The 11,973-nt window shown below is 71.3% G+C and carries 13 protein-coding genes; 7 read left to right on the top strand and 6 right to left on the bottom strand.

Annotated features, from left to right (window positions below):
- Window positions 1–100 precede the first annotated feature (100 nt).
- Window positions 101–1,030: a ribonuclease Z gene (gene rnz / locus EYW40_RS11635; RefSeq protein ID WP_135821765.1), complete on the top strand. Its 930-nt coding sequence runs from the start codon at window positions 101–103 to the stop codon at window positions 1,028–1,030.
- A gap of 77 nt (window positions 1,031–1,107) precedes the next feature.
- Window positions 1,108–3,084, top strand: a complete 1,977-nt coding sequence (locus tag EYW40_RS11640) for a DUF460 domain-containing protein (protein WP_135821766.1) — start codon at window positions 1,108–1,110, stop codon at window positions 3,082–3,084.
- 107 nt (window positions 3,085–3,191) lie between these two features.
- Here the strand turns inward: EYW40_RS11640 and EYW40_RS20000 are convergent, their stop codons facing one another.
- Complete coding sequence (locus EYW40_RS20000; RefSeq protein WP_202614506.1) at window positions 3,192–3,356, bottom strand: DUF6757 family protein; 165 nt, start codon at window positions 3,354–3,356, stop codon at window positions 3,192–3,194.
- Window positions 3,357–3,392: 36 nt separating this feature from the next.
- Window positions 3,393–4,172 (bottom strand): PHP domain-containing protein, encoded by a 780-nt coding sequence (locus EYW40_RS11645; protein ID WP_135821767.1) that lies wholly within the window; start codon window positions 4,170–4,172, stop codon window positions 3,393–3,395.
- Window positions 4,173–4,313: 141 nt separating this feature from the next.
- Here EYW40_RS11645 and EYW40_RS11650 point away from each other — a divergent pair, with 141 nt between their 5' ends.
- Window positions 4,314–4,601 (top strand): DUF5789 family protein, encoded by a 288-nt coding sequence (locus tag EYW40_RS11650; RefSeq protein WP_135821768.1) that lies wholly within the window; start codon window positions 4,314–4,316, stop codon window positions 4,599–4,601.
- Window positions 4,602–4,770: 169 nt separating this feature from the next.
- On the opposite strand, the gene EYW40_RS11655 is transcribed toward EYW40_RS11650, so the two are convergent.
- Window positions 4,771–5,775 (bottom strand): DUF5784 family protein, encoded by a 1,005-nt coding sequence (locus tag EYW40_RS11655; RefSeq protein ID WP_135821769.1) that lies wholly within the window; start codon window positions 5,773–5,775, stop codon window positions 4,771–4,773.
- 124 nt (window positions 5,776–5,899) lie between these two features.
- Between EYW40_RS11655 and EYW40_RS20005 the strand changes: the two genes are divergently transcribed.
- Window positions 5,900–6,073, top strand: coding sequence for a DUF5786 family protein (locus EYW40_RS20005; RefSeq protein ID WP_237560598.1), 174 nt, complete (start codon window positions 5,900–5,902; stop codon window positions 6,071–6,073).
- A gap of 133 nt (window positions 6,074–6,206) precedes the next feature.
- Here the strand turns inward: EYW40_RS20005 and EYW40_RS11660 are convergent, their stop codons facing one another.
- Window positions 6,207–7,073, bottom strand: coding sequence for a YkgJ family cysteine cluster protein (locus EYW40_RS11660; RefSeq protein ID WP_135821770.1), 867 nt, complete (start codon window positions 7,071–7,073; stop codon window positions 6,207–6,209).
- Between the two features lie 76 nt (window positions 7,074–7,149).
- Between EYW40_RS11660 and EYW40_RS11665 the strand changes: the two genes are divergently transcribed.
- The 3 genes from EYW40_RS11665 to EYW40_RS11675 all read left to right on the top strand — a co-directional run bounded on the left by EYW40_RS11665 (window position 7,150) and on the right by EYW40_RS11675 (window position 9,695).
- Window positions 7,150–7,362, top strand: coding sequence for a DUF7561 family protein (locus EYW40_RS11665; RefSeq protein ID WP_135821771.1), 213 nt, complete (start codon window positions 7,150–7,152; stop codon window positions 7,360–7,362).
- Between the two features lie 65 nt (window positions 7,363–7,427).
- Window positions 7,428–9,281 (top strand): ATP-dependent DNA helicase, encoded by a 1,854-nt coding sequence (locus EYW40_RS11670; protein WP_135821772.1) that lies wholly within the window; start codon window positions 7,428–7,430, stop codon window positions 9,279–9,281.
- Between the two features lie 159 nt (window positions 9,282–9,440).
- The gene (locus EYW40_RS11675) at window positions 9,441–9,695 is read left to right on the top strand and encodes a hypothetical protein (protein ID WP_135821773.1); all 255 of its coding nucleotides are present in this window, start codon (window positions 9,441–9,443) and stop codon (window positions 9,693–9,695) included.
- 45 nt (window positions 9,696–9,740) lie between these two features.
- On the opposite strand, the gene EYW40_RS11680 is transcribed toward EYW40_RS11675, so the two are convergent.
- Together EYW40_RS11680 and EYW40_RS11685 are read right to left on the bottom strand one after the other, a co-directional pair.
- Window positions 9,741–10,760 carry a class I SAM-dependent methyltransferase gene (locus tag EYW40_RS11680; protein WP_135821774.1) on the bottom strand — a complete coding sequence of 340 codons (1,020 nt, stop codon included), beginning with the start codon at window positions 10,758–10,760 and terminating at the stop codon, window positions 9,741–9,743.
- Window positions 10,753–11,874, bottom strand: a complete 1,122-nt coding sequence (locus EYW40_RS11685) for a 60S ribosomal export protein NMD3 (RefSeq protein WP_135821775.1) — start codon at window positions 11,872–11,874, stop codon at window positions 10,753–10,755. The genes EYW40_RS11680 and EYW40_RS11685 overlap by 8 nt, the downstream gene beginning before the upstream one ends.
- Between the last annotated feature and the right edge of the window lie 99 nt (window positions 11,875–11,973).

An 11,973-nucleotide genomic window follows, 5' to 3' on the forward strand; every position in this document is an offset into this window, starting at 1 on the left:
CACATCCCGGTAGTCGCGGCGGCGGTAAGAATCGGTCGGTTCGGGGGTCGCGGGGTGCGTTCCGAAGGCGGTTTACTGGTGGGCGGCCGAGGCTACGAGCATGACCATGCGCGTCACCTTCCTCGGGACCAGCGGGGCCGTGCCGACGACAGAGCGCAACCCCAGCAGCCTCGTGGTCAACCGCGAGGGTGACCGCCTGCTGTTCGACGCCGGCGAGGGGACCCAGCGCCAGATGATGCGGTTCGGGACCGGCTTCGCGATATCGCACGTGTTCGTCACGCACCTCCACGGCGACCACGTGCTCGGCCTCCCGGGGCTGCTCCAGACGATGGACTTCAACGACCGCGAGGATCCGCTCGCCGTCCACGCGCCGAAGGGCACCCGTTCGGACGTCGAGGACCTGCTGTTCGCCGCCAACACCCGGCCGACGTTCCGGGTCCGGGTCAACGAGGTCGGCCCGGGCGACGTCGCGCTGTCGGGCGAGGACTACGAGGTGCGCGCCTTCGAGGTCGACCACCGCACCACGGCGGTCGGGTACGCGCTCGTCGAGGACGACCGCAAGGGACGGTTCGACCGCGAGCGCGCGGAGGAACTGGGCGTTCCGGTCGGCCCGAAGTTCTCCGAACTCCACGAGGGCAACCCCGTCGAACTCGACGACGGCACCGTCGTCCGCCCCGAGCAGGTCGTCGGCGACCCGCGGCCCGGCCGAAAAGTCGTCTACACGGGCGACACCCGGCCGACGTCGCGGACCGCCGAGGTGGCCGCCGACGCCGACCTGCTGGTCCATGACGCGACGTTCGCCGACGACCGCGCCGAGCGGGCCGGGGCGACGGGCCACTCGACCGCCCGCGAGGCCGCGGAGATCGCCCGCCGGGCGGGCACGAAGCGCCTAGCGATGACGCACGTCTCCTCGCGGTACACCGGCGACGTGGCCGCCCACGAGCGACAGGCCCGCGAGACCTTCGACGGCGAGGCGTTCGTCCCCGACGACGGGCAGGTCGTCGACGTGCCGTTCCCGAGCGACGAGTGAGGCGGGACGCGGGCCGCCGGTAGCCGGTCCCCGCCGCCGTCCTGTTCTTTATATCGATCCCTCCCGTACCCGGTCCTGTGAGTACCCGCACGAGTGCTCTCGACACGGTGGTTTTCGGCGTCGACATCCAGAGCGGGGACGTCCGGGGTGACGCGCCCTCATACGCGCTGGTCGTCTTCGACGGCGAGGAGCTAGAACGCGACGTGGTGACGTACCGCAAGCTCCGCCGCCGGATCGACGACGAGTGCCCGGACATCGTCGCGACGGACAACATGTACGAACTCGCGGAGAACAAGGACGCACTCGTGCACTTCCTCGGGGACCTCCCGGACGGTACCCGCCTCGTGCAGGTGACGGGGGCCGAACAGCCCGAACCGCTCTCGCGGGTCGCCAGCCGCCACGGCGTCCCGTACGGCAAGGACCCGATGCAGGAGGCCGAGGCGGCGGCCCGCCTCGCCGCCCGCAACGTCGGCCAGGAGGTATCGGCGTTCACCGACACGACCGAGGTGAAGGTGTCCCGCGGCCGCTCGACGGGGAGCGGCGGGTGGAGCCAGGACCGCTACACCCGACGGATCCACGGCGCGGTCCGCACCCGCGCCCGCGAGGTGGAGTCGGCGCTGGACGACGCCGGCCTCGAATACGAGATGGACGCCACGGAGAAGTACGGCGGCTACTCGAACGCCGTCTTCGAGGTCGAGGGCCGGCCCGAGGACATCCCGGTCTCGCGCGGCCGGAACGGCGACACCCGCGTCGAGATAGAGCGCGTCCGCCGTGACGGCATCGAGTTCCGGCCGCTGGTCAAGCGCCGCGACCACGTGCTCGTCGGGATCGACCCCGGAACGACGACGGCGGTCGGCGTCGTCGACCTGGACGGGAACGTGCTGGACGTGCTCTCGACGCGGACCGCCGACACCGCCGACGTGATCGAGTGGATCGTCGAGCGCGGCCGCCCGATACTCGTCGCCGCGGACGTGACGCCGATGCCCGAGACCGTCGAGAAGATCCGCCGTAGCTTCGACGCCGCGGCGTGGGCCCCGGTCAGCGACCTCCCGGTCGACGAGAAGCAACACCGGACCCGCGAGGTCGGCTACGACAACGACCACGAGCGCGACGCCGTCGCCGCGGCCCTGTTCGCGTACGACGACCACCGCGACCAGTTCGAGCGGATCGCCCGGAAGGTGCCGCCGCGGATGGACCGCGGCGAGATCACCGCGCGCGTGCTGACCGGCGAGGAATCCGTCGAGGCGGTCGTCGACGACCTCTCGGAGTCCGACGACGAGGAGGACGAGAGCACCGAGCACGTCCCGCGCGAACTCACCGACGAGGAAAAGCGCATCCGCGACCTCGAACGCCAGGTCGAGCGCCTGCAGGACCACGTCGAGGACCTCGAATCGACGGTCACCGAGAAGGACGACCGCATCGCGGAACTGGAAGACGAACTCGACGCCGCCCGGAGCCGGGAGCGCCAGGAGGTCCGCAAGGACCGCGAGGTGACCCGGCTGCAGCGCGAGACCGAGCGGCTCGAACGCGAACTGGATGAGGAGCGCGAGCGCACCGAGTCGCTGGAGGGAAAGCTGGACCGCCTGAAGGAACTGTGGAAGCTCGACCACTCGAACTTCAGCGACGTCGCCGCCGAGAAGAAGGACCTGATACCCGTAAAGCCCGTCGAGGAGTTCACCAAGGACGCGCTGGCCGCCGCGAACGAGGCCTACGGCCTCGCCGAGGGCGACGTGGTGTACCTCCGGGACGCCAGCGGCGCGGGCCGCAGCACCGCCGAACGCCTCGTCGACGTCGCGCCGCGGGTCGTCCTCAAGAACGGCGGCCTCTCGGATATCGCCGACGAGAAACTGTTCGAGGCGGGGATCCCGGTCGGCCCGGCCGACGACGTGGCGATGCAGGAAGTCGACGAACTCGCCGTCGCCCGCGAGGGCGACGTGGAGGCGGTTATCGCCGACTGGGAGGACCGCGCCGAGCAGCGGCGCAAGGACCGCAAGGCCGAGCAGTTAGACCGGCTCATCAGCGAGCACCGCGCGGACCGCGGCGAGTCGGACTGACGGCTCTGCAGCATGCGGACGCGAGAATCACTCCGCGGAGTTCCGCTAAAACTCTACTCCGCTCGGTCGACCAAACTCGACGCCGACCGCGGAGTTCCGCTGAAACTCTACTCCGCTCGGTCCACGTCGACCGTCTCCCGGATCTGCTCCAGCGCCTCCGAATCAGCCAGCTCCTCCAGCCGGTCGCGGAAGTGCTCCTCGCAGAGCCCGACCCGGACGCCGTCCGACTCCGCGGCGAAGGCGGCCTCCCGGTCGCAGTAGTGGCAGTGCATACCCACAGTAGGTGACGAGCGCGTTTGAACCCTGCGCTACCCGATCCGCTCGCCGACGACCCGGTACGCGTCCGCCGACAGGCCGGCGACGCCGAGCGTGTGGTCGTGGGCGTCGCTCCCGCCGGTGACGACCAGGTCGTGCTCGTCGACGGCGCGCTCAACGGGTGTCGTGTCGACCTGCCGCCCGTAGGGGTAGAACCGTTCGACTGCGTCGAGGTCGGCGGTCAGCGCCAGCGCCGAGGCCGGGTCGGGGTAGCGCAGCGGGTGGGCAAGCGAGACGAGGCCGCAGGCCCCGGTTAGCAGGTCGCGGCCGCGCTCGAACGGCGTCACGTCCCGCGCGACGAAGCAGTCGCAGCCGCTGCCGATCAGTTCGTCGAACGCGCCCTCGTAGTCCTGGGGCGCGTCGGGGTGGGCGTCGATGGCCCGGGCGATGTGGGGTCGCCCGATCCCCTCGCTCACGTCGACGTCCAGCGTGAGGCCTAGGCGGTCCTCGACGTTCTCGACGATGGCGCGGCCCCGCTCGACCCGGTCGCGCTGGAGGCGGTCCAGTTCGCGCTCCAGTTCCGGGGTGGCGGAGACGCCGTAGCCGAGCAGGTCGACCCGCTGGTCGCCCGCCGAGACGCGGAGTTCGATCCCGCGGACGACGGTGACGCCGTCGCGCTCGGTCACGGGCGCGTCCAGGTCGGGGTGGATGCGGTCGTGGTCCGTGATCGCCACGACGCTCACCCCGGCCTCGCGGGCCGCGTCGGGCACCTCCGACAGCGTCATCTCGCCGTCGGAGCGCCTCGTGTGTGCGTGGAGGTCCGCGTACACCATGCGTCCGCTTTCCCTGCCAGCGGTTTAGCCCTGACCATTCCGCGGCATATTAGGACGAATAATGAAGCATAGGTGTACCCCGACGACCAAGGTCGTATATGGACAATGTTTATAATTATCTTTCACCCAGTACCGGGTACGATGCTTCACCGAACCACCGACCGCCTGTTCGACGACGCCGACTACCCGCTGACCACCGAGCAGTTCGTCGCCCGACACGGCGACGAGGAACTGGAGCTGCCGAACGGCTCCGAGACGCTCGGCGAGGTCCTCGGGCGCACCAGCGGCGAGACGTACGAGGCCGCCGAGGACGCCCGCTTCGCCGTCTACAACGCCCTCAGCAGCAAGGCGATCGGTCGAAAGGGGTACAGCGACCGCGACCCCACGCCGCCCGGCAGCCCGCACGGCCCGGACCAGGTTTCGTTCTAAACGACCTTTTTTCGCCTCGGGTTCGCTCGCACAGCGAGCAAACCACTCGGCCAAAAAACGTCGATGAAAAAAGGCCGCCTCCGCGGGGCTCCGCCCCGCTCCGGCGGTGAAACGGCGGCTTCGCCGCCGTATGCTTCCTGCGACCCCGCTCTACCACACCGCAATCCGCCTACACCCACTCGATAGTGCCGTCGAGGTCGAGCGGGACCGCCCCCTTCGAGTAGCCCTCGGCGCGGCCGTCGGGGCGGACGCGGTAGACGACGGCGGGGCGGTGGTGGACCTCCGGCTGCTCGCCGCGGACCGCCTGCCACTGGTCGTCGTGGAAGCTGGAGCAGTCGACGAACAGCACCGCGCCGCCGCCGTGCTCGGATAGCTGGCCGCTGGTTTTCGTCTCGGCCGTCTCGCGGACCGCGGCGACGGCCGTGTCGGCCGCGCGCTGTGTCGGCGGGAGCGGCCGGGTCACCTCGACGAGCGGCTGGTGGTCCCCCTTCGCGGCGCGGAAGTCCAGCGAGTGTCCCGTCGTTACCTCTATCTCGGGCGTGACCCGGTAGCCCGCGTCGGTCAGGAGCTTCGCGGCCGTGAACTCGGCCATCGCGGAACTCATCCGGACGAGGTCGAACTGCGGGCTCGTGCCGAGTTTCCCGGACATCTCGTCGCGGTGTGGGTCCAGCACGCCGGTCGAGAGGAACCGCTCGTAGAAGCCCAGCCCCTCGTCGCGCCCGGCGTCGGGGAAGCCGGCGGCGTGGTCCCGGAAGAACTCCCGGGTGGTGTGTCGCCCATCCTTCGACATGAACACGGGCAGGAAGAACCACGAGACGTGCGGGTACGGCTCCAGCCACGGCGACTCGTCGTGGAGGTCCGCCAGCAGTTCGCGCTGCGCCCAGCGGGCGACCTGATACGGCACCTCCTCCCAGCCGTACTTGTCCGTCCGCCAGAGGGCGCTCGGCGTCTCCGTGTTCCCCATCCAGTACGCCGCGTCGCCGTCCCAGATGAACAGGGCGACGTCGCCGTTGTCCATCTCGAACCGCCGCGTCTCCCAGTCGCCCGCGGGCCGGAAGTGCGGGTCGACGGCCGTCGCTCCGAGGTTGTCGTCGAGGTCGGTGAACAACTGGTCGTGGACCCGGGACGCGCTCCAGCGTTCCGGGGATCGGCGAAATCGGAGCGGACGTGCCACGTTCGCCGGTACGACGGCCGCTGATAAACCTCTTGTCGTCCGGTCGGAGAAAAAATCGCCGACGGATAACCTGATCGACCGTTACATTGAAATGCGACAGTTGCTTATCATGGTTGTAAGTGCCATGTCAATGGGTGCCTATGACGAGGACGAACACGAGCGGCGCGAGCAGAAAAACAGCGAGGTCGACGCCGACTTCGACGACGAGCGGACCGTGTACAACGGCTCCGTCGAGTACGACTCCGGCGAGTCGACCGAAGACCTGCTGAACCAGTTCGAGCAGATCAAATCCTCGTAGGGCCGCTTCTCCTGCAGTCCTACCGCCTCGCGGGTTTCACACCCGCACGTGACCCCGACCCCCGCGAGCCGCGCGGCCGGCGGTCCGGGACGGCCGATCCGGCACCGAAGCCGCCGGTTCGGCGTCGGGTCGCCTACCAGCCCGGCGTCCCGGGCGCGCCGCGCCGCTCCTCGACACGCTCGGCCAGCGACGGCTCCGGCGGGGCCGCCTCCGCCGCGTCGCGGTCGGCCCGCTCCCGCCAGTCCGCGATAGCGCGGCCGACCCACGAGTCCGCCGAAAGCGCCGCCTCGCGGGTGCGTTCGTACGTGTCGTCGTCGACCGCGGTAGTGCCGGGGCTGGCGGCCGCCGCGACGGCGACGAACTCGGCGCGGTCCCCCGCGGTGAGTTCGCCCGCGACGAGGCGCTCGACTGTCCCGGCGAGGCGGTCCGGCTCGGGGTGGACGAACACCTTCTGCCCGACCGCCTGCGGCCCGAACAGCGGCCCCGTCATCCCGTCGGGCGGCTCGTCGTCGAGTAGCCGCTCGCCGCCGACGGCGTCCTCGACGCGCTCGCACTCCGCCTCGGCGTCGAGTTCGAGGTTGTGGCCGGGGTACTCCGCGCACTCGCTCGGGTACGCCGCGTCGCCGTGGACCCGACACTGGAGGGTCTCCGGGTCGAGGAAGGCACAGGTCGGGAGCCACGTCGCCGACTCGCGGCCGAACGGCGCGACCGGCTTCGGCGCGTTGCGCAGGCCGACGTAGAACGCCGGGCGGCCGCCGACCGCCGCCAGCGGGACGCCGTCGACCGTCACCCCGTCCTCGTCGCGCCAGAGGCGCGGCCGCAGGGCGTCGGCCATCCCGCAGTCCACGAGCGTCCGCACCTCCCCGCGGGTGAGCGCGACGAGGTTGTACGCGTCGTCGAACGGCTCGTACGGCCCGCGGCGCTCGTGGTCGAGCTCCCGGTCCGCGAGCGCCCGCCAGTCGATGCAACAGCCGGCACAGCCCTCGCAGTCCACCTCCATGCGCGGGCGCTACGCGGGCGCGGAGCAAAAGCGCGGCGGGGAACCCCTTTTCACCCGCGAGCGCGGATCGAGGGGCATGACCACGGACCCGTGCGACGGCTGCGGCCGCCCCGTGAAGATCGCGGGCGGCATCGCCAACCTCTGGACGTTCGACGGCGACGAGACCGGCGGCGTCACGCTGGAGTTCGACGCCGACGGCTCCGAGCACTTCCTCTGTTACGACTGCATCGAGGACCTGCCGGAGGACCCGTCCGCCGCGGACGTGGCCGCCCTCCCGGGCGAGGAGTAAGCGGCGGGCCGCCGACCCCCACGAGTCGATAGCCTTAGGACGCCGCGCGTGTTCGACTTCCGACAGTGAACCCCGAGCGGATCCACGACGAGTTCCCCGCCCCCTCCTACCGCGGGAACCAGCGGACCGCGCTCGACGACGTCCGGGACGCCTTCGCCGCCGGGAACGACGTGGTGCTCGTGCGCGCGCCGACCGGGAGCGGCAAGTCGCTGCTCGCGCGGGCGATAGCCGGCTGCGCCCGCCGGACCGACGAGGCCTCGCCCAGCGACGCGACCGACGCCTACTACACCACGCCGCAGGTGTCGCAACTGGACGACGCCGCCGCCGACCCGCTGCTGGACGACCTGAACGTGATCCGCGGGAAGGGCAACTACACCTGCATCCTGCCCAACGAGGAGCACACGCCCGTCAACCAGGCCCCCTGCGTGCGGGAGTCGGGCTACGACTGCTCCGTGAAACACCGCTGCCCGTACTTCTCGGACCGGGCCATCGCGTCGAACCGCCGCATCGCCGCGATGACGCTCGCGTACTTCATGCAGACCGCCGGCTCGGACGTGTTCCGCAAGCGCGACGTCTGCGTGATCGACGAGGCACACGGCCTCGCGGAGTGGGCCGAGATGTACGCGACGGTGGAACTCGGGCCGCGCTCGGTCCCCATCTGGGAGGACCTCCGGGTGCCGGCGGTCGACTCCGTCGAGCGCGCCGTCGAGTACGCCGACGCCCTGGTCGACACCTGCAAGCGCCGCAAGGACGACCTGCTCGCGCAGGCCGAACTGACGCCCGAGGAGGCCCGCACCCGCGACCGCCTGCAGGAACTCATCTCCGAACTCGACTGGTTCGTCGACGACTACCGCGACCCCGACAGCGCGACGGAGTGGCTCGTCGACCAGGCCGACCCGGTCGACGGCGACGGCGGCGCGTCCGGCGACGGCGGCCCGCTGACGATCAAGCCGATGAACCCCGAGAAGTACCTCAAGCACACCGTCTGGGACCGGGGCAACCGCTTTGCCCTCCTCTCGGCGACGATCCTCGACAAGGCCGCGTTCTGCCGGCAGGTCGGCCTCGACCCCGCCGACGTCGCGCTCGTCGACGTCGGGCACACGTTCCCCGTCGAGCACCGACCGCTGTACGACGTGACCCAGGGGAAGATGACGTACGCCGAGCGCGACGAGACGCTCCCGGACCTGGCCCGCGTCCTCGTCCGGATCATGGCCGAACACCGCGACGAGAAGGGGCTGGTCCACTGTCACTCCTACGCGATCCAGGAGCGCCTGCGGGACCGCCTGGCGGACTTCGGCGTCGCCGACCGCGTCCGCTCGCACGACCGGGACGGCCGCGATGACGCCCTCGAAACGTGGAAGGCGACCGACGACCCCGACGTGTTCCTCTCGGTGAAGATGGAGGAGGCCCTCGACCTGGAGGGCGATCTGGCCCGCTGGCAGGTGCTCTGCAAGGCCCCGTTCCCGAACACGAACGACTCGCGGGTCGCCCACCGCCTCGCGGACGACCAGTGGGCGTGGTACTACCGGACGACCCTGCGCACCGTCATCCAGGCCTGCGGCCGCGTCGTCCGCGCGCCCGACGACCACGGCGCGACCTACCTCGCGGACTCGTCGCTGCTGGACCTGTTCGACCGCGCCCGCACCGACATGCCCGACTGGTTCCGCGACCAGGTCGACCGGATGAGCCGCCCGGACCTGCCCGCGTTCGACCCCGGCGACGCCAGCGGCGGCGCGGGCGGTTCCGGGCGGTCGCAGTCCGCCGACCGACGGGGGACGAGCGGCGGCCGAACCGGCGACAGCGGACGCGACGGCGGCCGAGGCGCCGGCGGGTCGTCGGGGTCGACGGGGGGGTCCGGCGGGTCGAGCGGCCGCTCCGAGAAGAAAAGCCCCATCGCGGACGTGTGGGACACGGAGTAGCGACGCGGACGTCGCTCAGATCACGCTTGCCGCGTACGCGACGGAGGACATGAGCATCAGCCCCACGAGCAGCAGGGAGATGAGTTGCTGACGGTCCATACCCGAACGTGCGCGCGGAACACCATGAAAGGTTTGTTCCGACGGCCCCTAGCCGGCGGCATGGACGCCGACGCCGCCGAGACGGACTACGCGCGACTCGCCGGCCTCGCCATGGTGCTGACCGGGACGGCCCACCTGCTCGTGCCCGGCCTCCTCCTCCGGACGGCGCAGGTGGGGTACGGCGCGGTGCTCGACGCCCGGTTCGACCCCGGCGACGCGACGCGCCGGCGGGTGCGACTGCTCGGCCTCGGGATGGTCGCGGCGGGTGCGCACCTGCTGTACCACGGCGGCGTGCGGCCGCGCGGCTTCGACTGATATCGGTCGGATCCCCGCGGCGAGCGGCCGCGGTCCGCCGGTCGCCTACTCCACCCGCGCGTCGACGACGACGTGCGCGACGCCCTCGCTGTGGCTCTTGACGCGCCGTCTGTCCAGTACCTCGACCGTCCGGCCGCGCTCGTCGGCCGCCGCCTCGATCCGCGAGACGGGGCGGTCCCACAGCAGGTCCTCGGGGCAGGCCTCGTGCATGTGGACGACGCCGCCCGGTTCGAGCGCGGCGAGCGCGGCGTCCAGGTACTCGTGGGCGTCGTAGTACCCCATCACGACGCGGTCGGCGGTCACCTCCACGTCCCGGCAGTCCGCGCGGTACGGGCTGACGCGGTCCTGTACCTCGTTGAGGACGGCGTTCTCCGTGAGGTAGCGAAACGCCGTCGGGTTGATCTCGGCGGCGGTGACCTGCGCCCCGGCGCGGGCCATCGGGAGCGTGAAGTAACCGATCCCGGCGAACATGTCGAAGACGCGCTCGTCGGCGTCGACGACGTCGCCCATCCGGGCGCGCTCGGCCTTGTTCCCGGGGCTGAACATCACCTCGGCGAGGTCCAGCGCGTAGCGCGTCCCGTGTTCCGTGTGGACCGTCTCGGTGTCGCCGTCGCCCGCGACGACCCGGACCGATGGCTCGCGGCGCTCGCCGGCGACGCCCTCGCTGGCGACGACGGTGTCGGCCGCGCCGTGCAGTTCCAGCAGGGCCTCGCCGACCTCGCCCTCGCGCGGACAGTCGTCGAACTTGACGAGGATCACGCTGCCGACGACGGCCCACGACCCCGGCGCGCGGGCGAGTTCGTCGTCCGTCCAGCCGCGCTCCCGGAGCAGGGTTTCGAGGTCGGGGGCGCGCGGCTCCGGGTCGACCTGCCGCACGACCTCGCGCACGTCCGTCTCCTCGGGCGGTGCCGTCACCGGGAGGGCGACGGCGTCGCCGTACGACCGGACCTTCCGGGCGTCGTCGTACACGCCCTCGGCGCGGAACGACTCGATGGCGACCTCCGCGCGGGGCTTCTCCACGACGGCGGCGAGGTCCTCGGCCGCGGCGGGGTCGCCCTCACTCATCGTCCGGGACGGCGTCCGCCGGGAGCACGTGCAGGCCCGCCCGGCTCTTCAGCACAGGGACCGCGTCCGCGTCCGGGTCGAGGTAGTCGGGGCGCGCGACGGTCTTCGACTCGTACGTCTCGGGGTCCAACACCTGCACGGCGTGTTCGTCCTCGACGGCGACGAGCGTCGTCTCCGCCGCGTCGTCGACCGTACCGAGCGTCCGTGCCTCGGGCGCGTCGCCGTCCTCGAACGACGCCTCGTAGGCCTCGCCGGAGGCCAGCCGCCGCCCCTTCAGGTTGCCCTGCACGCTCCGGACGAGGACCGGGCCGTCGCCGTCCTCCGGGTCGATCACGTCGCCCGGCGTGAACGGCGGCAGGCGGACGGCGTAGGTGACGCGGTACACCTCGTTGCCGTCCTCGTCCTCGGTGACGAGCGTCTCGTGGTCCTCGAACGACCCGCCGAACTCCGCCGTCACCCGGCGGGCGATCTTTCGGCCGATCTTGTTGGTCGACACCTTGAGGTTCAGGCCGTCGTCCGTCTCGGTCGCCTCCGTGACGAAGGCGTTGCGGTCGCCCGTCTCCTCCATCTCGGCGACGACCTCGTGGGCGATGGCCTCCGCCCGCTCGACCTCCTCGGCGGTCGGGTCGCGGTCGGCCGCGCGGACCTGGACGATGCTGGCGTAGTAGTCGCCCGCGATGCGGCCACAGCGGTCGCAGGTGCCCCGGGATATCTTCACCGGGACGACGACCTGTTCCTCCAGGGGCGTCTCGCGGACGATCCCCGTGAAGTAACAGTGCATCCGGATTGTGTTCTGGTCGACCTGCTCGGGGTCGACCTGCCAGGTCACCTCGCGGGCGTCGACGTGGACGCCGAGCGCCTCGCTGACCTCGTCGATGGCGACGTCGGTGTAGTCCCGGGCGTCGACGTCGACCCAGCGGTTGCCGCGGTGGACCGCCCCGCACTGCGAGCAAACTTGCACCTCGATGCGGTCGGGCGCGGACACGAGTTCGAAGTCCTCGAAGTAGCAGGCGTCACAGAGGTTCGGGTCGCTGCGGGCCTCGCCCGGGCGCAGGCCCTCGCGCTCGGCGACGGCGTCGCCACAGCGCGGGCAGAACGCGCGTGATTCGCTCATTACCGCGTCGTACGGCGCTCTCGCCTTTAAACCGCTTGCTCGGCGGTCACCGCGGGGCACCCGCCCGGCGCGAAGCCCTCGCCGGCGCGACCCTTTAGG

Source organism: Halostella litorea (assembly GCF_004785955.1).
In the GTDB taxonomy this organism is placed as follows: domain Archaea; phylum Halobacteriota; class Halobacteria; order Halobacteriales; family Natronoarchaeaceae; genus Halostella; species Halostella litorea.

Bases quoted from the DNA above. Each gene is read 5' to 3' on its own strand.
- rnz (WP_135821765.1), top strand. From the start codon at position 101: ATGACCATGCGCGTCACCTTCCTCGGGACCAGCGGGGCCGTGCCGACG.
- EYW40_RS20000 (WP_202614506.1), bottom strand. From the start codon at position 3,356: ATGCACTGCCACTACTGCGACCGGGAGGCCGCCTTCGCCGCGGAGTCG.
- EYW40_RS11645 (WP_135821767.1), bottom strand. From the start codon at position 4,172: ATGGTGTACGCGGACCTCCACGCACACACGAGGCGCTCCGACGGCGAG.
- EYW40_RS11650 (WP_135821768.1), top strand. From the start codon at position 4,314: ATGCTTCACCGAACCACCGACCGCCTGTTCGACGACGCCGACTACCCG.
- EYW40_RS20005 (WP_237560598.1), top strand. From the start codon at position 5,900: ATGTCAATGGGTGCCTATGACGAGGACGAACACGAGCGGCGCGAGCAG.
- EYW40_RS11660 (WP_135821770.1), bottom strand. From the start codon at position 7,073: ATGGAGGTGGACTGCGAGGGCTGTGCCGGCTGTTGCATCGACTGGCGG.
- EYW40_RS11665 (WP_135821771.1), top strand. From the start codon at position 7,150: ATGACCACGGACCCGTGCGACGGCTGCGGCCGCCCCGTGAAGATCGCG.
- EYW40_RS11675 (WP_135821773.1), top strand. From the start codon at position 9,441: ATGGACGCCGACGCCGCCGAGACGGACTACGCGCGACTCGCCGGCCTC.
- EYW40_RS11680 (WP_135821774.1), bottom strand. From the start codon at position 10,760: ATGAGTGAGGGCGACCCCGCCGCGGCCGAGGACCTCGCCGCCGTCGTG.
- EYW40_RS11685 (WP_135821775.1), bottom strand. From the start codon at position 11,874: ATGAGCGAATCACGCGCGTTCTGCCCGCGCTGTGGCGACGCCGTCGCC.